Below are 20,165 nucleotides of genomic sequence, written 5' to 3'. Positions count from 1 at the left end.
GCCCGAGTCGATCGGACGTCTCGCTGATTTGGGGGACTGTTCGCCCGGCGTGTGCCCTCCGGTGGTGCCGCGTTCAGCCCTGGCGCTCAGCGCAGCTCGTTCGACGGTACGTCGCCGCGCTCGATCGCGGCGACGAGCGCTGCGTGGTCCGCGTCGTTGAGATCGGCGTATGCCGCGGCGAAATCGGAGATGGCCGAGGCGAATCCCTTACCGCTCCGGAGGTAGTCGATGATCGCGAGTCGGTCAGCTGTACGGGCATGCGCCTGCGCCAGGACGCGACCACAGAGACGCGCGTAGAGATTCATCTCGCCGGGGGTCAAGGCCTCGACGACGATCGATCCCTTGCCGTCACGCAATTGCCGCACATAGAGATCGCGATTCTCGTCGTTCTCGTCGAATCCCGATGTCCAGCCGAGGAAGAGGTCGCTGGCCGCTTGTAACAGGCGCTGCCCCTCGACCACTCGTTGCCCCTGGTTCGGATAGGGCTGTACCGGAACATGGTCCATGATCACCGATCGCTGAGCCTCCTTGAGCTGCAGGAAGAGCGGATCGCCCTGCCGCCCACGCATCAGCACGATCCAGGAACGGGTGCCGACGCTGCCGACGCCGACCACCTTGCGTGCGCTGTCGACGACGGTGAACTGGTCGAACAGCGCGCGGACATAGTCCGGCAGCATCGACCTGTACCCCTCGATGCGCACCGCGATCCGTTCGGCGACGACGTCGGCGTGGTGATCGGGGAACAGTTCGTCGATGGGCACCAGTAGTGGCGGGTCGCTCCGGATCCGGAGGTTGCCCTCGTCGTCGGTGACGCACAGTTTGCCGACCGCCTGCAGGCTGTTGCGGTGGCGGGCCTTGCGGAGGCCTTTGACGGTGCGGGCGGCCGTGGACGTGTCGAGGGTGGAGCCCACCTCCGCCAACAGCTCGTCGGCGTCGATCCGCGCATACCAGCAGTCCATGGTCGACTGGTCGGCACTGGCGATCATCCACTTGCGGTACGACTTCGCCACTTCACGGGCGATCGCCCGGCTGGTCTTCGCGTCGTAGCCGTTGTAGCGCGCCGCGACCACGAAGCTGGCCGCCAGCCGCTTGACGTCCCACTCGAAGGGCCCCGGGCTCGTCTCGTCGAAGTCGTTGAGGTCGAAGATCATCCGGCGCTCCGGCGTGTAGAACAGACCGAAATTGCTCAGATGGGCGTCGCCGCAGAGCTGAGTGTTGACCCCCGAATCGGGTGTGGCGGCAAGATCGGCTGTCATCACGGCAGCGGCGCCGCGATAGAAGGTGAACGGGGTCGCCGCCATCCTGGCATTGCGCACCGGGATCAGCTCCGCGACACGCGAGGTCGCCTGCGCAGTCAGTATCCGAACCGGGTCGGCTCGGCCGGCCGGCTCCGGGCAAGCCGCCAATTCGGGAATCGTCGCGGGCATCTGCGTCTCCTCGTCCCCCGAACGGGGATTCTCCCACTCGACGCGCCCGGGCGACGCGGATTCACCCGGTCACGGCGTTCGAGTTCACGCGCAATCCCTCCGTCGGAGGTTCAGCACAACCAGTTCGTCGTGGATGCGTTCGGAATCGGGGCCGAATCCGAACGGCACACGGGTCAGATGTGAGGTGAGTCGGTCAGCGCGGTACACGAAGACGACGGCCGGTGCGACGATGACGAGGAGCAGGGTGATCATCAGGATGGTGTTCATGACAGAAAGTATTTCTCCGTCAACATCCCGCCAACAGTGGCTTGAATGACATCGTTCACAAATTTTCTGCCATACTGGTGAGATGTTGAACAAGGTCGCCGTGCTCCTCTACCGACGGGTCTCCTTGTTCGAGTTCGGCGTGGTCAACGAGGTGTTCGGACTCGACCGCACCGACGACGGCGTGCCCCCGTTCGAGTTCGTGATCGGGTCTCCCGATCCCGGCGTCCCGCTCAGCATCGGCAACGGCGCCTACGTGGTACCCCCGGCCACACTCGAGGACTGTCTCGATGCGGACCTCGTCGCCATCCCGGGCGGCAGTACCGACCCCGAGTTCCCGCCCGAGATACTCGACACGCTGCGTGGCGTGGTCGCCAACGGCGGCCGCGTGCTGACGGTGTGTTCCGGCGCGTTCGCGGCGGGCGCCGCAGGCCTGCTCGACGGCAGGCGCTGCACCACCCATTGGCGGTTCGGCACCAAGCTCGCGGAGACATTCCCGAAGGCGATCGTCGACACCGACGTCCTGTTCGTCGACGACGGTCCCATCACCACGAGCGCCGGCACCGCCGCGGGCATCGATGCGGCGCTGCATCTCGTCCGGGACGAATTCGGTCCGGAGGTGGCCAACCGCATCGCACGCCGCATGGTGGTACCGCCGCATCGCGACGGCGGCCAACGACAGTTCGTCGAGTCCCCCATCCCGGAATGCGAGTCCGACGGCTTCGCCGGCGTGCTGGAGTGGATGATCGAGCACATCGACCACGAGATCTCCGTCGACGAGCTGGCACGCCGGATGCACATGTCGACGCGCACCTTCGCCCGGCGGTTCGTCGACGAGGTCGGCGTCTCACCGCACAAATGGCTCACCGAACAGCGGGTCCTGCACGCGCGGCGGCTGTTGGAGTCGACCGATCTGGCCGTCGACGAGGTGGCAGGCTCGGTGGGTTTCGCCTCCGGCACCCTGCTCCGACACCATTTCAACGCCACAGTCGGGGTGACCCCGACGATCTATCGGAAGCGCTTCGCGCGCTGAGGAACGGCTACTCCGACTCGGCGGAGTTCGCGTACGAGTCGGCGAAGGACACCCGCGGTGTCGTAGCGGTGTGGAAGACGGCCAACGCGGCAAAGGCCACAGCCGCGACCCCGAAGCCCACCGCGACGATGACGGCGACGATGTGCACGACCGAGTACAGGAGACCGTCACCGGGCCCGGTCGCCAGCGCCGCGGCGACCGCCAACACCGCACCCAGGAGCGCCCAGGCGGCACTCCGGATACGCGGCGCCACCACCGACGCATAGAACAGGCGCTGATAGATGGCCAGTTCGAACTCGTCGACGGCGGCGACACGAATGTCGTCGCCACCCGCGAGGTCACGCAGTTCGCGGGCCAGTGCAACATCTCGCTGCAGAATCGTCGTCTCTCGTTCCCGGTAGCGGACGAACGCGATCACGCTCACCGCTGCCGCGAGTAGTCCCAACCCCACAACTGCTCCCCAACTGTCCACGCTGACACGCTACATGCGGCCGAATCGGCGGAGTGCGCCCGGTCACACCCGGACTATTGGCCCGGAAACGACGAAACGCGCGCCGTCCGCTCCGTCGTGCACGGGATTCGTGCACGTAGAACGGATGGCGCGCGTCGGCGACCGGGGCAGACGGCCACCACGACCGGGACTGTCGGTCGTCGCCGGGCGGGATCGTCAGGCCACCTGCGCCTGCCACATCCAATGCAGCTGCTCCAGCTTGGATGCGAAACCGATCAGCAGATCCTGCGTCACCGGGTCGGCCTTCTCCGTGGCGTCGATCCGCTCGCGCAGTCCGGCGATGACGGACCTGAGGTTCTCGACGACGCCGTCGACCACGTCCGCGTCCTTGGTCCAGCCCTCGCCGAAGCCCGTGGTGTGGGCGGTCTTGGCCACGGTCTCCGCGCGTCCGTCGGGGCTGACCCCGATGGCGGTGGCACGCTCGGCCGCTGCGTCGGTGAACTCACGGCTCACCGCGACGAGCTCGTCGAGTTCGAGGTGGACCGAGCGGAACTGACGTCCGACGACGTTCCAGTGGGCCTGCTTGGCGATCAGCGAGAGATCGATCAGGTCGACCAGGGTGTCCTGCAGGGCCTGGCCGGTGACCGCCTGCTGTTCCTCGGTCAATGTGCTGGTGATGGGGGTCTTGGTGGTCATGTCGCCACTCCTTTCGCTACACGGCCCCTTGCCGTGCTCAACTGAGGTCTGAGGTCATACCGTGACGGTGACGGTTTGCGCGATGTTGCCGCGCGTGGCCTTGGAATACGGGCAGAAGGCGTGGGCGCCGTCGGCCAGCTTCTGGGCGGTCGCCTCGTCGACGCCCGGGATGTGGGCCTCGATCGTCGCGGTCAGCCCGAATCCGCCGTCGGCCGGATCTTTGCCGATGCCGATGGTCACCGAAACCGTCGAGTCCTCCGGGACGGGCGAACCCGCCTGTTTCGACGTGGCGCGCAGCGCACCCAGGAAGCATGCCGCATAGCCTGCGGAGAACAGTTCCTCCGGATTGCTGCCGTCACCGCTGCCACCCATCTCCTTGGGCGGACGGAGCTCCAGATCGATCTGGCCGGTCGCCGAGACGACCTCTCCGTCGCGGCCTCCGCCGGACGCCTTGGACGAAATCGTGTACACCGGTTCGATTGCCATCGTGATCTCCTCGTGTGGGTCGATGTCTCTTCGGTGAACTGCCCTCTATTTCAGCAGTTCTCGGTCTCGATTGATTTCGGCTTGAACTGTGAGCTTCATCGCGCAGGTCACCCTCACCGATCAAAGCCCCTGTCGGACACCTTCTTCGACCTTCTTGCCGAGATCGGCGTCCACGTTCTTCCAATAGTCGAACACCCTCGACAGAACCGGCTCGCGAACCCCGTCGAGAACATGGCCGACGATGTTGCCCACCAGGCGTTCCCGGGCCGCGTCGTCGAGAACCTCACGGACCATGGTGCCCGCCTGTGCCCAGTCACTGTCTTCCGGATGTTCGATGTAGCCGGCGCGGACTGCAGCGCCGTCGAAGCTCCACAGCCCTTCGTCGCCTGCCTCGTCGGGTTCGGCATGCGGGCCACCGAATGAGTTCGGCGCATAGACCGGGACCTCGGGAGCGCTGAACTCATAGGCCATCGCGCCCTCCTTCGAGTACGTGTTGACCGTGGCGGCCTTGGCCGAGTTCACCGGCAGCTGGGCGTAATTCGTTCCGATCCGGTATCGGTGCGCGTCGGCGTAGCTGAACACGCGACCCAGCAGCATCTTGTCCGGGGAGAAGCCGACGCCCGGAACCACATTGGACGGCTCGAAGGACGAGAGCTCGATTTCGGAGAAGAAGTTCTGCGGGTTGCGGTTCAGCGTCCAGGTGCCGACCTCGATCAGCGGATAGTCCTGCTGGGACCAGACCTTGGTGAGGTCGAACGGATTGAAGCGATAGGCTTCCGCGTCCTCGACGGGCATGATCTGTACCTTGAGTGTCCAGCTCGGATGCTCGCCCCGTTCGATGGCCTCGTAGAGGTCCTTGCGGTGATGGTCGGGATCGCTACCTGCCAGCCGGTCGGCCTCGTCCTGCGTCAGGAAGTCGATACCCTGGTCGGTCTTGAAGTGGTACTTGACCCAGAATCGTTCGCCCGCATCGTTCACCCACTGATAGGTGTGCGATCCGAATCCGTCCATGTGCCGCCATGACTTCGGGATTCCCCGGTCGCCCATCAGCCAGGTGACCTGGTGCGCCGACTCGGGCCGCAACGTCCAGAAATCCCACTGCATGTTGTGATCACGCAGGCCCGATCCGGGTAGCCGCTTCTGCGAGCGGATGAAGTCCGGGAACTTGATCGGGTCCTTGACGAAGAAGATCGGCGTGTTGTTGCCGACGAGGTCGTAGTTGCCGTCCTCGGTGTAGAACTTGATCGCGAAACCGCGTGGGTCACGCCAGGTGTCCGGACTGCCCTGTTCACCCGCGACGGTGGAGAACCGGACCAGCGACTCGGTCTTCGCGCCCGGCTGAAAGAGCTTGGCCTTGGTGTACTTCGAGACGTCGCCGGTGACGACCAGCTCGCCGAATGCACCGCCGCCCTTGGCATGCACGATCCGCTCGGGCACCCGCTCACGGTTGAACTGTGCGAGCTTCTCGATGAGGTAATGGTCATGCAGCAGGATGGGCCCCTGCGCGCCGGCGGTCAACGACTCGTTGTCGCTGGCGACGGGAATCCCGGAGTTGGTGGTGGTGCGTGGCGTCATACGGCACATCCCCTTTCGGATGAACGGCATCTGTTGGGCTGCGATGCAATAAATGAATTCGGCTGTGGTCGAGGGTGTTACGAAACCGGTCCGGCCTGCGCGCGCCGACAATCCGGGCACGCGCCCCAGAATATGACCTCCGCCTCGTCGATGCGGTATCCGTGGTCACGGTCCGGGGACAGGCACGGTGCCTCACCCACCACGCAATCGATGTCGATGATCTCGCCGCACATTCGGCAGATCAGGTGGTGGTGATTGTCCGACGTCCTCGTCTCATACCGCACCGGCGATCCCGCAGGCTCGATCCTCCGCAAGAGGCCACGATCGGTGCATGCACGCAGCACGTCGTACACGGTCTGCGTGGACACCGCACCGAGACTCTCGCGAACACCGGTGGTCACGAAGTCCGCCGTCGAATGCGGATGCTCATGCAGGATCTCCAGCACCGCGAGCCGGGGCGCAGTGACGCGCAGACCGGCCTCTCGGAGTTGTCGATGAAGCATGTGACGATCGGACATGACTTCATCGTACCCCTTTATCTGGAGTTGTTCCAGAAATTAGATGAACTCCAGAAAATGAGGGGAACCTAACCTCGCGCCGCCGGACCCGCGGTCGAGTCGCGCCTCGTGCCGTCGTGGCCTAACCTGTCATGGACGAGAACGTGTGTAGCAGCGGGCCGGAGTTCCCACTGTTCGCGTCCGCGATGACCCTCCTCTCAGGCGTCGCGTCGAAAAGCGCACGCGGACTCACGCACACGAGAGAGAACGCCCATGTCCGACATCACCACACTGTCCGACGATCACCGCCCCGAGGCCACCACGTCCGGACCGGACGCGCCCTATGGGATGGCCGAACTCAATCGCGAGGCATCCATGGGTGGTCTCGGTACCGAGACCACCGACCGCGAGGTCCGTCGCATCAGCCTCGCCGACTTCGATGCCCGACGGGAACAGATCACCGACGAACTGTGGTCCGCAGCAACAGATATCGGATTCTTCCAGGTCGTCGACCACGGCATCGACCTCGACGAGGTGGCGCACGCGTTCGACATGTCCGCCAAGTTCTTCGCACTGCCCGGCGACGTCAAGGCGCAGTACCCGTTGAAGAAGGGGCAGAACGCCGGGTGGGAACACACGTCCCAGGTCCGCCCGTCTGTCGGCACGCCCGACCAGAAGGAGTCCTACCAGCTCACCCTGCCCCGGATGGACGGACTCTGGCCGTCCGACACCGAACTCGCGGGATTCCGGACGACGATCCTCGAGTTCGAGCGCAGATGCTGGCGCCTCGCGATGGATCTGCTCGGGTGTTTCGCAACCAGGCTCGGGTTCGACAGTGAGTTCTTCACCCGCGCACATGATCCCGGCGTCGACACCTACCAGAGCACGCTTCGCCTGTTGCATTACTACGCTTTCCCCGAAGACCTGCTCGATGCCGACAACGCGTGGCGCGCCGGTGCCCATACGGACTTCGATGCGCTCACCCTGCTGTTCCAGCGGACCGGCCAGGGCGGTCTGCAGGTGCTTCCCGGCGCCGAAGCACAGGGCCAGGCCTGGACACCGGTGGAACCGTCCGACGACGCGATCACCTGCAACATCGGCGACATGCTGATGCGCTGGTCGGACGACCGCCTCCCCTCGAACTTCCACCGGGTGCGGGCACCGCGCCGAGGCGAGGACACCGGCCCGCGCTACTCGATCGCGTTCTTCGCCCAGGCGAACACCGACGCGGTCATCGAGAGTGCGGCAGGCAAGTACCCACCCATCACCGGCGGCGACTACATCGCCCAGCGCATCGCGGCCAACTTCGCGAAATGAACACCTTCGACGACGTCAGCGTCTACACCGGCGGACGATGGGTGGCGCACCAGGATGTCCGGATCGAGAACGGGATCGTCGCGGCGATCAGCGACGCGAGTACTCCCGGTGACGGAAACGGTTTCCTGATACCGGGATTCGTCAACACGCACACGCATCTGCAGCAGTCGCTGATGCGCGGGATCGCCGAATGCACCCCGCTCCTCGAGTGGCTGCTGGCGGTCGGTGAGGAATCGGTCGCGATCACGCCCGAGCGCGCCTACCTCGCGGCCGTTTCGGCCTGTCTCGAAGCACTGCGGTCGGGCACCACGACCGTCGTCGAACACATGTGGCCGCATCCGTCCGACGAGGTTCACGGCGCGGTGATCCAGGCAGTGCGCGACACCGGGATTCGCGCCGTACTGGGACGGGGTGTCGCGGATCGTGGTGATGCGTCGCGTAAATGGGGCTTCGAGCCGCGCCTGATGCAGCCACTCGGCGACGTCCTCGACCACATCGATCACTTACGCACTCAGGTCGAAGGCATGCCGATCACGCTCGCGCTCGCCGTGCCCAACCCCCGGTCGGTGACCGAGACCGGGATGATCGCCCTGCGTGAGTTCGCGCAGACGCGTGATCTGCCGGTGTCGATCCACCTGCTGGAGACACCGACCGATGACCGGATGTGTCTCGAGCATGCCGGGATGGGCGCGGTCGAGTACCTCGACAGCAACGGATTCCTGTGGGAGCGGGTACTCGCCGTCCACTGCGTCGAGCTCGACGGCGTCGGTCAGGGCATCCTCGCCGACCGTGGTGTGGCCGTCTCGCACAACCCGCTGTCGAACATGCGGTTGGGCAGTGGAGTCGCACCGGTTCCGGCGATGCTCGACCGTGGACTCGCCGTGGGACTCGGTGTCGACGGTGCCGCGAGCAACGACACCCAGGACATGCTCGAGACCTTCCGGATCGCGTCCTATGTGCAGCGCGCGGTGCACAAGCGCGCCGACCTGTTGGGCTTCGGCGAGATGCTCGACATCGCCTGTGGTGGCGCCAACGTCGCGCTGGGGCTGCCGGCGGTGGTCGGCGGCGTGACCGTCGGGACGCCTGCGGATCTGACCCTGATCCGGTTCGACCGCGACTACGCGACGCTGCCCGTCCGGGATCCCGGGGCGTCACTGCTCACGACGGGCTCACGGTCGATCGTCGACACCGTGATGGTCGACGGGCAGATCGTCGTCGAGGATGGCCGCAGCACCCGGATCGACGAGGCGGAGTTCACCAAGGAGTTGCTCGCGCTCCGGTGATCGGGACCCGAGGCGCCGGCCGAGGCCGTATCGGGATCACCGCGCCCGCATCATCTTCGTCGGACGCATCCGGGTGGATTCCGGGAGCCATTGATTGACGCTGCGGCGCACGGTGAAGATCGCCGCGACGATCAGCAGCGCGAACTGGATCCACGAGATCACGACCATCGCCGACCACACCTGCGGGTACTGGAACAGCAGGTCGATCCCGATCGGGATGCACAGCAGGTTGACCACCACGGCCGCGAGGAAGAAGTTCCGGCAGTTGCGGCTGTGGTGATGCGCCGCGGCGACGAGCAGCGCGTATTCGACGGCGAGGAACACGACGATCATGATCAGCATGAACGGCGGGAAGAAGCCGGCCAGTGAGTCGACCTGACCTTGCGAACTCGCATTGCGCGGGTCGTCGATCACACCGTCGAGCAGTCGTTGCCGCAGTGCGTCGCTGATCAGTCCGAGGTTGACGAAGCCGTACACGACGCTGAGCAGGCCGGCCACCGCCGCACCCCAGAACGCGACGCGGGCGTGCAGTGTGAGCGCCACCGGCGCGGGCCCCGGGTCGTCGGTACGGGGCGGATACAGATTCGCCTGGTCGCGGTCCTTCGAACTCCGCGCGATCTCCGCCAGGTCCTCCGCATCGAGCTCGGCCTGGGACGGGATGCGATCGGGGTCGTCGGGTTGGGTCATGGGCCGATTGTCCCATGCACCACGAGCCGTCCCGGCCGGGTCATCGAGCGATCTTCAGCATCCGGCCGAGGGTCGCCTGCCACATCGTCCCGTCGCGGGCGATGGTCCCCGTCAGCTCCAATGGCTCGTCGATGGGCGCATCGCCGACCTTCAGGGTCCGGACACGGCGTCCGGTCGCGAAGTCGGTGGCCACGTAGTCGACGGGACCGAGCTGCTGGACCGCACCCGGCACGTACGGACCGTAGCCGAGTGCGTGGATGAGACCGTCGGCACGCGACAGCCTGGGCAGCGTCGCGATCCGGTCGTTGTTCTCCCAGACCCGGCGGCAGCCCTGCGCGGACACGTCGATGCGGGTCGATCCACCGACGAACGGCGCGTTGGCAGGCACGCTCGGTCCGGTGACCGCCATCGGCGGGTACTGGTAGCCGTAGGTGCTCGGGATGACCAACGAATCACCCCAGGCCATCGGCGAGTTCTCGGTGCCCTGGCCGGATCGGTCGAAGGCCGGCATCCGGCAGACGGTCGAGCCGGTGTCGCTGTCGTAGACGATCAGCTGCGGCCGCCGGGCGTTGTCGACGATCGCGACCCAGCCATCGCCGCCGGGCCCGAAGTAGGTCGGCGTGGTGCCGGATCCCCAGGTCAACTGGCCGGGCATGCGGGCGGTCCCCCGGTCATATGCGCGGCGCCACACCACTCGCGGGACGCCGTTCGCGCCTGCCCGCATCTCGTAGAGCGCGTGCGTCGTGAGGACGGAGGCCCCGTCTGCGCGGACGGAGATCCCGTTGCCGAGTTCCTCCCCGCGCGGGAGATGCATCGACCGGACTGTGCGGTCCCCGTCCACTGTCCCGACGACACCGTGGGTCGTCGCGAACCAGACCCGTCCCGAGAAATCGGGCGCCAGGCCGGTGATCGCGTCCCCCGCCGGGATGTGCTGCGCGACATCGATCCGCTCAGCGATGTAGACCTGCCATCCGCGTGCCGTCTTCCGGTGCGCGACACGGAGGATGGCGCCCGACCCGTCGGCCACGACCACCCGGTCCCGGTCGTCGAGGTAGCCGTAGACGCCCCCGAGCAAGCCGCCCTTGGCCAGTTGCAGACGTGCGACGGGAGCAGCGGTCGCCGGATCGAACAGGGTCACCGTGGGCACGGCGACCGACGGCGGCGAGGCGCCGACGAACTGCGTGCACAGCGACACCGGCATGCCGTCGCGCCCGATGAACGTTGCGGCGCAGGCTCCGCCGGGCACCGACGATGCCGCGAGCCGTGCACCCCGGCCCGGACCGGGGTAGGGCGTCGAGTCGGTGGACCACAGGTCTCCGTGCATCAGCGAGGTGCCGGTCGGGCCGACGCCCGTGGCGGGCTGCGGCGCGGCGGGCGCGGCCTGGGCCGTCCCCCCGGCCGCCACCGCGACAGCCACGGCCGCGACCACCGTCACCATCCACCGAGAACCGACACCACGCAACGCATTACGCCCCGACACCGCGACAGCACATCACATTTTGCGCTGCGTCGGAAGCATCTCCAGCACTCAGCGGTTGAACTCGGTGAGCATGAAATCCATCCCCGGCAGGAATGTCGCCAACATCGGCACCACATGGTTCACGATCGTCTTCGTCAGGATCGGTGGTGTCGGATTGGTGACGAAGCGGACGTCGGCGCCCTGGGCGCGCCAGTCCTGTGCCAGCTGGGAGACCTGCCCGTACGGGATGACATCGTCGTTGAGGCCACCCTCGAGGAACACCGGGGCGTTCGGCTTGAGGTGCCCGATCCGCTGTTCGGCAACCACCTTCTCCACCTCGGGATAACGATTGATGACCGAGCCGAGCGGCTCGCCGGTTCGCGTCCAGTTCTTCGTGTTCTGGAACGCGAAGCTCAGGATGATGTCACCGATGCACTGGCCGGAGATCTTGCGCAACGCCGCACGTCCGGACGGATTGGTCTCCTCGCTCACGACCTTCGACACGACCGGATAGCGGGCGGTGAGACCGTTGATCGCGAAACCGATCGCGCCCGCGATCGTGGTTCCGTCGATGGCACCGATGACCTTGGAAAGATCGGCGGGCGGAGCCCCGGCATAGGTCGCCCGAACGTTGAGATCGGGCGCATATGTCTCGGCGAGTTCGGCGGCCGACGCCGCGGCGCCGCCACCCTGCGAGTATCCGGCGAAGCCGACCGGCGAGTCGGTCGCCGCACCGGATGCGCGCAGAGCCGCCCGGGCGCCGTCGAGCATGGCGTAGCCGGTTTCTCGACGGTTGACGTAGGTGTGGATGCCCGGTGTGCCCATACCGATGTAGTCGGTCACGAAGACCCGCACGCCATGGGTGAGCATGTGGTACATCTCCGGCGCCGTATAGTTCACCGCGACACTGGGTTTCGTGAGATCCACGGACATCGGGAACGCCATCAGCTTGGAGGCCGCGCACTGGTCGCCCTGACCGATGGTGCCAGGCCCCACCACAACGGTCGGCCGCTGTCCCTTGCCACGCCACGGCGCCGTCGGCTCGATGACGGTACCCGTCGTCGCAACCGGCTTCCCGTCCTGGTAGCTCGAGGTGTACATGATGCGCTTCGCAGTACCCGGCCACTGGCCGGCGACTCCGGGGATCTGCAGGAGCAGCGGACTGGGCTCACTCTTGATGACCGATCCCGGATCACTCGCGAACGACGCCGGTGGCGTGTAGAAGTCGCCCGCCGCCGACGCCGCGGGCGCGGCCATCGTGAGGCCCGCGCCCGCGAGCACGGCACTGGTCGCAAGCGCAGCCAGGCGTAGCACCGAACTCGGGCGCCGCATCCGGGCCCGAGAGAATTTCCCCCGTGTCTGTCTCATGGAGAAGTAAGCTACCGCACAGTAACTTGGTCAGGTGACCCGGGCCATTACCGGCGATCAGATGACGAGCCCCAACGCCAGAACCACCACCAGACCCGACACCGACAACAGCGTCTCCATCGCCGACCACGTCTTGAACGTCTGCCCGACACTCATGCCGAAGTACTCCTTGACCAGCCAGAACCCTGCATCGTTCACATGGGACAGGAACACCGAGCCTGCCCCGATGGCCAGGACCACCAACGAGATCTCACCGGAACCCAGCCCCTCGACGAGTCCGAGCATCAACGAGGACGCCGTGATCGTCGCGACGGTGGCAGACCCGGTCGCGAGGCGGATGAGTGCCGCGAGAACCCAGGCGAGCAAGATCACCGAGATGTTCGCGTCCTTGGCCCAATCGGCGAGCAACGTCCCGATACCCGTGTCCACCAGGGCCTGCTTGAAACCGCCGCCCGCCGCCACGATCAGCAGGATGCCTGCGATGGCGGGCAGCGCGGCACCCGTGCATGTGGAGATCGTCTCGCGATCCATTCCCGACCCGCGGCCGAGGGTGAACATCCCCACGACGACAGCGATGAGCAGCGCCACGAGGGGTGTCCCGAGGATGTCGAGCACCCGCCGCACGATCTGATCCTCGTCGTCGACGAAGATCTCGGCGAGAGCCTTGCCGAGCATGAGGACGACGGGCAGCAGGACGCTGAACATCGTGATCGCGAAGCTCGGCCGTCTCGTGGTCGCACCGTCTGCGGGATCCGCGTCGAACGTGTCCGGTACCGGGACCGTCACCCAGCGACCCGCCAGCACCCCGAACAGCGGGCCCGACACGATGATCGTGGGGATGGCCACCACCACTCCGAGGGCGAGGGTGGTACCGAGATCGGCACCGAGGGCGTCGATGGCGACAAGCGGACCCGGATGCGGCGGGACGAATCCGTGCATCGCCGAGAGACCGGCGAGTGCCGGGATGCCGATCGTGATCAGTCCCAGACCGGATCGTCGGGCCACCAGATAGATCACCGGCATGAGCAACACGAGCCCGATCTCGAAGAACATCGGGAGCCCGATGATCGCGCCCACGAGGGCCATCGCCCACGGCAGCATGCGCGGCGATGCGTGCCCGACAATCGTGTCGACGATCTGGTCGGCACCACCCGAGTCGGCGAGGAGCTTGGCGAACATGGCTCCGAGTGCGATCAGGATGCCCACTCCGGCGGCGGTCGTGCCGAAGCCGTCGGTGAAGGATTCGATGACTTTCGGAACCGTTTCGCCGGCAACGAGTCCCACGGTTGCACCGCCACCGATGAGGGCGAGGAAAGGATGGACCTTGCCGACGGTGATCGCGAGGACGATGACCGCGATCCCGGCGATTGCGGCGATGACGAGTTGACCGCCACCGGCAACCGGTTCGGGGAGTTCGGCGTCGGCGGCGAGCAATGCTGTCGACGTCATGGTCGAGATCATGAGTTCGCCTCCCCGATCGAGAGCGCACCGACGAAGTCGTCGACGATCGCGTCGATGCTCTGATCGACGTCGATCACCACGCCCCGTTCACCGGGACCGAGCGGCTCGAGCGTGGCGAACTGCGACTCGAGCAGCGCCGGCGGCATGAAGTGCCCGGGACGTGCGGATTGTCGGCGTGCGATGACCTCCATCGAACCGTCGAGATGTGCGAAGCACACCGTCGGCGCATGCGTGCGCAGCACGTCCCGGTAGGCGCGCTTCAGCGCGGAACAGCTCATCACGCCACCGTCGGCGTGATCGGCGAGCCAGTCCCCGATGGCCTCGAGCCACGGACGCCGGTCATCGTCGTCGAGCGGATGTCCGGCCGACATCTTGGCGATGTTCTCCGGCGAGTGGAAGTCGTCGGCGTCGGCGAACGGCACCCTCAGGCGCTGGGCCAACGCCGCTCCGACCGTCGACTTCCCGGATCCGGAAACTCCCATCACCACCACTGGTGATCGCATCTGCACTCCTCACGTCGCTGTGCCGCTGGTCACAGAGAGTGCCTTAAACGTATTACTTTTGCAATAGGTCGGTCTAATACGTATGCCAATTGGTGTGCAAGCGGTGCTAATGAGAAGATGAAATCGTGAGTCAGGACACATCAGGGGCGGGAGAGCTGCACGACCAGATCCTCGGCGCGGTCGGCCGGCCCATCGTCTCGGGTGCGCAACCCGTCGGCAGCGTGCTGACGCTGGACGGGATCTGCGCCGAGCACGGCGTCTCACGGACCGTCGCGCGTGAGGTGATCCGGGTGCTGGAGTCGATGGGGATGGTCGCATCCCGACGTCGCGTCGGGATCACCATCCAGCCGCGGACGCGGTGGAGCGTGTTCGACCCGCGACTGATCCGCTGGCGCCTCGACGGCGACGACCGCACCGAGTTCTTGCTGACGCTCTCCGAACTACGCAGGGGCTTCGAACCGGTGGCCGCCGCGCTGGCCGCCGAACGCGCCGACGAACATCAGTGCCGCATCCTGGCGGCGGCGGCGTCGGACATGGCCGTGCATGGTCGCACCGGCGATCTCGACGCGTATCTGTTGGCCGACAAGATCTTTCATCGCGGACTCCTCGAGGCCAGCGGCAACGAGATGTTCCGCGCGCTCGCCGAGGTGGTCTACGAGGTGCTGGCCGGTCGGACCCATCACGGCATGATGCCCGACCGGCCCAATCCGGAAGCCATTGCGCTGCACGACGATGTCGCCCGCGCCATCCGGCTCGGAGATCCGGTGGCGGCGGAGACCGCGATGCGGGCGATCATCGTCGAAGCGGCGTCTGCCGTCGTCGAACCGACGGATTCCTGAGCGAGCGCCCTTCAGACCAGCAGTTCGGCGATCTGGATCGTGTTGAGGGCGGCACCCTTTCGCAGGTTGTCGCCGGACACGAAGAGCGCCAGCCCACGGCCCTCGGGTGCACCCTCGTCCTGACGGATCCGGCCCACCAGTGAGACGTCCTTGCCTGCCGCGTCGAGCGGCGTCGGCACATCGACCACCTCGACACCGGCTGCGCCGCCCAGGATCTCCCTGGCCTGTTCCGGCGAGAGCGGATTCGCGAACTCGGCGTTGATGGACAGCGAGTGGCCGGTGAACACCGGCACGCGCACGCAGGTGCCACTGACGAGCAGACCCGGGATGTCGAGGATCTTGCGTGACTCGTTGCGCAGCTTCTGGTCCTCGTCGGTCTCGCCCGACCCGTCGTCCACCAGCGAACCCGCGAGGGCGACCACGTTGTAGGCGATCGGCGCGACATACTTGACCGGCTCCGGGAACGACACCGCGCCACCATCGAGGACCAGCTTCTCGGCGTCGTCTGCGCCGGCGCGGATCTGCCCCGCGAGTTCCTCGACGCCTGCCAGTCCGCTGCCCGAGACCGCCTGATACGACGACACGACCAGGCGCTGCAGGCCCGCGGCATCATGCAGCGGCTTGAGTACCGGCATCGCGGCCATCGTGGTGCAGTTCGGGTTCGCGATGATGCCCTTCGGGGGATTCTTCGCGAGTTCGCCGTTGACCTCCGCGACGATCAGCGGGACGTCGGGATCCTTGCGCCAGGCCGACGAGTTGTCGATGACGGTGACGCCGGCCGCGGCGAACCTCGGCGCCTGCTCCTTCGACATCGTGCCGCCTGCGGAGAACAGCGCGATGTCGAGGCCGGACGGATCTGCTGTCGCGGCATCCTCGACCACGATCTCGCCGTCGCCCCACGGCAGCTTCTTGCCTGCCGACCGCGCCGACGCGAAGAATCGCACCTCGTCGGCGGGGAACTTGCGTTCCGCCAACAGGGTCCGCATGACGCCGCCGACCTGACCGGTCGCGCCGACAACTCCGATGCTGATACCCACGCCTACCGCCCCGTTCCTGCGTAGACGACGGCTTCTTCTTCGCCGCCGAGGTCGAAGGCCTGATGCAGTGCGCGCACGGCGTCGTCGAGTTCGGTGTCACGGCAGAGGACCGAGATGCGGATCTCCGAGGTGGAGATCAGTTCGATGTTGATGCCGGCATCCGACAATGCCTCGCAGAAGGTCGCGGTCACGCCCGGGTGGCTCTTCATACCCGCACCGACGAGGGAGACCTTGCCGATGTGGTCGTCGAAGAGCAACTCGGTGAAGCCGATCTCGTTCTGCAGCTTGGTCAGCTTCTCCACCGCGGTCGGGCCGAGCTCACGCGGCAGGGTGAACGTGATGTCGGTCTTGCCGGTGTCCACCTTGGAGACGTTCTGCAACACCATGTCGATGTTGATGTCCGCCTCGGCGACGGCCCGGAACACCTTGGCGGCGTATCCCGGCTTGTCATCGAGACCGACCACGGTGACCTTCGCCTCGCTGCGGTCGTGTGCAACTCCGGTGAGAATCGCTTCTTCCACTGGAATGTCCTCCATCGAGCCGGCCACCATCGTGCCGGGTTTTGTCGAGTACGACGAGCGCACGTGAACGGGAACGTTGTATCGGCGTGCGTATTCCACACAACGCAACATCAGGACCTTCGCACCGCACGCCGCCATCTCGAGCATCTCCTCGAAGGAGACGGTCTGCAGATGGCGCGCGTTCGGCACGATGCGCGGGTCGGCGGTGTAGATGCCGTCGACGTCGGTGTAGATCTCGCAGACATCGGCCTTCAACGCCGCGGCCAGCGCGACGGCGGTCGTGTCGGAGCCACCACGGCCGAGCGTGGTGACGTCCTTGGTGTCCTGGGAGACACCCTGGAATCCGGCGACCAGGACGATCTTGCCGTCATCGAGGGCGCTGCGGACACGACCGGGCGTCACGTCGATGATCTTCGCGGCGCCATGGGTGCCGGTGGTGATCACACCTGCCTGCGAGCCGGTGAACGACTGCGCCTGCGCACCGAGGGAGCTGATGGCCATGGCGACCAGCGCGTTGGAGATGCGCTCGCCGGACGTCAGCAGCATGTCCATCTCCCGCGCAGGCGGCGCGGGGCACACCTGGTTCGCGAGGTCGAGCAATTCGTCTGTGGTGTCGCCCATCGCGGACACCACCACGACCACGTCGTTGCCTTGTTTCTTGGTCTCGACGATGCGTTCGGCGACCCGACGGATGCGCTCGGCCGTCGCGACCGACGATCCGCCGTATTTCTGCACAACGAGTGCCACGTCGAACCACCTTCCGGGATTGTCGGATGCATCGGTTCGGATGCATCGCCCCTGCTCGGGATCGGTCTCCGATTGAGCATTCGGGGCCTTCCTTGCGGGCATCACCTTACCGACGGCGCGGTAAGCGCCCGAATCGAGCGCCGTTCGCGCAGGCCAGACACGACGTGGGTGCGAGCGCCGGACGTGCAGAAAGTCCGGTGGACACCCGGAGTCGGACGGTCTTCTGGTCGTCGGCGGTCGCGCCGCCCTAACATCGCTCAGGTGGCAACTGGAACCGACGTCGGCACGACCCCTGCTGGTCGTCGTGAACCAGATGACCGTCGGCCGGGTCAACGCACAGCGCGGAAGGGCTCCGACGACCACCCGTCCCGCCCGAGGCTGGGCCGTCGCACGCCGGTCCGGACCTGGCTCCAGCCCGTCCTGCTGTTCCTCGCCATCCGCGCTGTCGGGATCCTGGTTCTCGCGCGTTTCGCTGCGCTTCGGGACACCACGCTCGGCGACGCGCTGTGGCTCTGGGACGGCAAGTGGATGGTGGCGATCGCCCAATACGGATACTCCGACGTTCCGTTCACCCAGACCGACGCCCGTGGCCTGCACACCTCGGACACCGCGTATGCCTTCTTCCCCGGTTATCCGATGCTGGTCGGCGCCGTGGCGAAGTTGCCGCTGATCACTCCCTACGGAGCGGCGATCACGGTGAATCTGGTCCTGGGCTGCATCGCCGCAGTGGGTGCTGCCCGCCTCGGCGCCCTGTGCGCCCGCGCGATGGCCGACAAGTCCCCGATCGGAGCGGCCGATCCCCGTCGCACGGGCCTGTTCCTGGTCGCCCTCTTCGCCGCGACGCCGATGTCGGTGGTGCTGAACATGGCCTACACCGAAGCGCTGTTCTGCGCCCTCGCGGTCTGGGCGCTGATCGGCATCCTGGAGCGGAACTGGCTGCTGGCAGGCATCTGCGCGTGCCTCGCCGGCGCCAGCAGGCCCACCGCGATGGTGCTGATCGGAGTGGTGATGCTGGCCGCACTGCTGGCGCGACGCGACGGCTGGCGGGCGTGGGCGGCGGTGGTGATCAGTCCTCTCGGGTATCTCGGCTACCTTGCCGTCGTGTGGGCCCACACCGGATCGCCGACGGGATGGTTCACCATCCAGACCGTCGGCTGGGGCACCGAGTTCGACTGGGGCCGCGCCACCTTCGACTTCGTGAACGATGCACTCGTGCACGCAGGGGAGGTCGCGCCGGTGGCGTCCGCCTGGATCATCCTGTCGACGATGGCGATGCTGGTCATCGCGGCGTGGTCGAGGCTGCCGTGGCCCGTGCTGCTCTACGGTGCGCTGGTCATCGCGTCCATCGTGTTGTCGAGCGGGCTGATGATGAGCCGCGCCCGACTGCTCCTACCGGCCTTTGTCCTGTTGGTACCCGTCGCGATGGTCCTCGCCCGCTGGCGCCCAGCCGTCGGGATCGCGACGATGGTGCCGATCGTCATCGGCAGCGCGTGGTTCGGAGCTCACATGCTCACGGTGTACCCACACGCGATGTAGCGCGAACGGAGTGAGCGCCCCACCCGCCGATCGAGTAGCGCGAACGGAGTGAGCGCCCCACCCGCCGATCGAGTAGCGCGAACGGAGTGAGCGCCCCACCCGCCGATCGAGTAGCGCGAACGGAGTGAGCGCCCCATCCGCCGATCGAGTAGCGCGAACGGAGTGAGCGCGTATCGAGATCGCGCGCGGTCTCGATACGTCGCTCGTTCCTCGCGACTACTCGACCGGCAGGGCGGGTGGTGGCACGACCGGCAGGGCGGGTGGTGGCTCGACCAGCGGGGGGTGGTGGCACGACCCGGCTCTCGTTCGCAGGCCTACCGATCACCGCCCCCGCGGTCGCAGACCGTCGAGGACCACACCGATCAGCCGCCTGCGGGTCTCCTCGGTGTCCTCTGCCACGCACGTCATCGACAAACCGCCCATCAGACGCGTGATGTCGGCCGGTTCCACGTCGTCGCGAAAATCTCCACTGCGCCGACCGGCCTCGAGGATCGCGGTCATCAGTTCCCGCGAGTTGGTGCGGGTCTCCTCGAAGACCGGGGCATCATTGCCGACCGCGACGAGGATGGCCTCGCGCATCCCACGCTTCGTTCCCGCGGTCGCCATATAGGCGGCGAACATGCCCTCGAGTGCGGCGACGGCGGACTCGCTGTCCAGCAGACGCCAGCCGTCGGCGACGATCTGCGCCGAGTAGCTGCGGAACGTCGCCTCGAGCAACGCGGCGCGGTTCGGGAAATGGCGATAGAGCGTCCCCACACCCACCCCGGCCTCGGCGGCGACCTTGTCCAGGGCGACGTCGGTGCCTTCGGTGGCGAACAGTTCCTGCGCCGCTGCGACCAACTTGTCGTAGTTGCGGGCCGCATCCGCCCGGGTGGGCCGCTGGGATGTCGGAGCCGGCGCATTCGTCTCGTCGACGGTCTTCGCGGCAGGACGGGATCGGGCGCCCACGACATCCACTCCTCACGGTCGGTACAGCAC

At 66.6% G+C, this 20,165-nt stretch carries 20 protein-coding genes; 5 read left to right on the top strand and 15 right to left on the bottom strand.

The features are described 5' to 3' along the window. Positions 1-86: 86 nt before the first annotated feature. Both IDF66_RS14475 and IDF66_RS14470 read right to left on the bottom strand, forming a co-directional pair. The gene (locus IDF66_RS14475; RefSeq protein ID WP_190267368.1) at positions 87-1,427 is read right to left on the bottom strand and encodes a DUF2252 domain-containing protein; all 1,341 of its coding nucleotides are present in this window, start codon (positions 1,425-1,427) and stop codon (positions 87-89) included. Positions 1,428-1,511: 84 nt separating this feature from the next. Beyond that, positions 1,512-1,694: a hypothetical protein gene (locus tag IDF66_RS14470; RefSeq protein ID WP_164310401.1), complete on the bottom strand. Its 183-nt coding sequence runs from the start codon at positions 1,692-1,694 to the stop codon at positions 1,512-1,514. A gap of 82 nt (positions 1,695-1,776) precedes the next feature. Between IDF66_RS14470 and IDF66_RS14465 the strand changes: the two genes are divergently transcribed. Further along, positions 1,777-2,724: a GlxA family transcriptional regulator gene (locus IDF66_RS14465; RefSeq protein ID WP_190267367.1), complete on the top strand. Its 948-nt coding sequence runs from the start codon at positions 1,777-1,779 to the stop codon at positions 2,722-2,724. 7 nt (positions 2,725-2,731) lie between these two features. On the opposite strand, the gene IDF66_RS14460 is transcribed toward IDF66_RS14465, so the two are convergent. The 5 genes from IDF66_RS14460 to IDF66_RS14440 all read right to left on the bottom strand — a co-directional run bounded on the left by IDF66_RS14460 (position 2,732) and on the right by IDF66_RS14440 (position 6,450). Further along, positions 2,732-3,196 carry a hypothetical protein gene (locus IDF66_RS14460; RefSeq protein WP_190267366.1) on the bottom strand — a complete coding sequence of 155 codons (465 nt, stop codon included), beginning with the start codon at positions 3,194-3,196 and terminating at the stop codon, positions 2,732-2,734. Between the two features lie 195 nt (positions 3,197-3,391). Beyond that, positions 3,392-3,871 carry a Dps family protein gene (locus tag IDF66_RS14455; RefSeq protein ID WP_164310398.1) on the bottom strand — a complete coding sequence of 160 codons (480 nt, stop codon included), beginning with the start codon at positions 3,869-3,871 and terminating at the stop codon, positions 3,392-3,394. Between the two features lie 54 nt (positions 3,872-3,925). After that, entirely contained in the window at positions 3,926-4,357 is a 432-nt protein-coding gene (locus IDF66_RS14450) for an organic hydroperoxide resistance protein (protein WP_164310397.1), read from the bottom strand. Between the two features lie 120 nt (positions 4,358-4,477). After that, positions 4,478-5,932 carry a catalase gene (locus tag IDF66_RS14445; RefSeq protein WP_190267365.1) on the bottom strand — a complete coding sequence of 485 codons (1,455 nt, stop codon included), beginning with the start codon at positions 5,930-5,932 and terminating at the stop codon, positions 4,478-4,480. A gap of 77 nt (positions 5,933-6,009) precedes the next feature. Then, positions 6,010-6,450, bottom strand: coding sequence for a Fur family transcriptional regulator (locus IDF66_RS14440; RefSeq protein WP_190267364.1), 441 nt, complete (start codon positions 6,448-6,450; stop codon positions 6,010-6,012). Between the two features lie 252 nt (positions 6,451-6,702). On the opposite strand from IDF66_RS14440, the gene IDF66_RS14435 reads away from it, so the two are divergent. Together IDF66_RS14435 and IDF66_RS14430 are read left to right on the top strand one after the other, a co-directional pair. Continuing rightward, complete coding sequence (locus IDF66_RS14435) at positions 6,703-7,746, top strand: isopenicillin N synthase family dioxygenase (RefSeq protein WP_190267363.1); 1,044 nt, start codon at positions 6,703-6,705, stop codon at positions 7,744-7,746. Further along, on the top strand, positions 7,743-9,029 hold the full coding sequence (locus IDF66_RS14430; RefSeq protein ID WP_190267362.1) for an amidohydrolase family protein: 1,287 nt from the start codon (positions 7,743-7,745) through the stop codon (positions 9,027-9,029). Before IDF66_RS14435 ends, IDF66_RS14430 begins: the two co-directional genes overlap by 4 nt. A gap of 36 nt (positions 9,030-9,065) precedes the next feature. Here IDF66_RS14430 and IDF66_RS14425 read toward each other — a convergent pair whose 3' ends face one another. The 5 genes from IDF66_RS14425 to IDF66_RS14405 all read right to left on the bottom strand — a co-directional run bounded on the left by IDF66_RS14425 (position 9,066) and on the right by IDF66_RS14405 (position 14,507). Beyond that, positions 9,066-9,716: a hypothetical protein gene (locus IDF66_RS14425; protein ID WP_190267361.1), complete on the bottom strand. Its 651-nt coding sequence runs from the start codon at positions 9,714-9,716 to the stop codon at positions 9,066-9,068. 40 nt (positions 9,717-9,756) lie between these two features. Then, positions 9,757-11,154 carry a hypothetical protein gene (locus IDF66_RS14420; RefSeq protein WP_190267511.1) on the bottom strand — a complete coding sequence of 466 codons (1,398 nt, stop codon included), beginning with the start codon at positions 11,152-11,154 and terminating at the stop codon, positions 9,757-9,759. A 90-nt stretch (positions 11,155-11,244) separates the two neighbouring features. Beyond that, positions 11,245-12,543: a lipase family protein gene (locus tag IDF66_RS14415; protein ID WP_417398482.1), complete on the bottom strand. Its 1,299-nt coding sequence runs from the start codon at positions 12,541-12,543 to the stop codon at positions 11,245-11,247. Positions 12,544-12,600: 57 nt separating this feature from the next. Then, entirely contained in the window at positions 12,601-13,992 is a 1,392-nt protein-coding gene (locus IDF66_RS14410; RefSeq protein WP_190267360.1) for a GntP family permease, read from the bottom strand. Positions 13,993-14,000: 8 nt separating this feature from the next. Continuing rightward, on the bottom strand, positions 14,001-14,507 hold the full coding sequence (locus tag IDF66_RS14405; RefSeq protein WP_190267359.1) for a gluconokinase: 507 nt from the start codon (positions 14,505-14,507) through the stop codon (positions 14,001-14,003). 125 nt (positions 14,508-14,632) lie between these two features. On the opposite strand from IDF66_RS14405, the gene IDF66_RS14400 reads away from it, so the two are divergent. Further along, on the top strand, positions 14,633-15,346 hold the full coding sequence (locus IDF66_RS14400) for a FadR/GntR family transcriptional regulator (protein WP_190267358.1): 714 nt from the start codon (positions 14,633-14,635) through the stop codon (positions 15,344-15,346). Positions 15,347-15,357: 11 nt separating this feature from the next. Here the strand turns inward: IDF66_RS14400 and IDF66_RS14395 are convergent, their stop codons facing one another. Both IDF66_RS14395 and IDF66_RS14390 read right to left on the bottom strand, forming a co-directional pair. Next, positions 15,358-16,383, bottom strand: coding sequence for an aspartate-semialdehyde dehydrogenase (locus tag IDF66_RS14395; RefSeq protein ID WP_164310388.1), 1,026 nt, complete (start codon positions 16,381-16,383; stop codon positions 15,358-15,360). A 2-nt stretch (positions 16,384-16,385) separates the two neighbouring features. Next, positions 16,386-17,651: an aspartate kinase gene (locus IDF66_RS14390; protein WP_164310387.1), complete on the bottom strand. Its 1,266-nt coding sequence runs from the start codon at positions 17,649-17,651 to the stop codon at positions 16,386-16,388. A 261-nt stretch (positions 17,652-17,912) separates the two neighbouring features. Between IDF66_RS14390 and IDF66_RS14385 the strand changes: the two genes are divergently transcribed. Beyond that, positions 17,913-19,187 (top strand): zinc-binding metallopeptidase family protein, encoded by a 1,275-nt coding sequence (locus IDF66_RS14385; protein ID WP_387998353.1) that lies wholly within the window; start codon positions 17,913-17,915, stop codon positions 19,185-19,187. 321 nt (positions 19,188-19,508) lie between these two features. On the opposite strand, the gene IDF66_RS14380 is transcribed toward IDF66_RS14385, so the two are convergent. After that, the gene (locus tag IDF66_RS14380) at positions 19,509-20,135 is read right to left on the bottom strand and encodes a TetR/AcrR family transcriptional regulator (protein WP_164310386.1); all 627 of its coding nucleotides are present in this window, start codon (positions 20,133-20,135) and stop codon (positions 19,509-19,511) included. Between the last annotated feature and the right edge of the window lie 30 nt (positions 20,136-20,165).

Origin of the sequence: Gordonia hankookensis (assembly GCF_014673215.1) — a bacterium.
Classification (GTDB): domain Bacteria; phylum Actinomycetota; class Actinomycetes; order Mycobacteriales; family Mycobacteriaceae; genus Gordonia; species Gordonia hankookensis.
The sequence above is the reverse complement of the archived record's forward strand: the minus strand, read 5'-3'. Positions and strand labels throughout refer to the sequence as shown.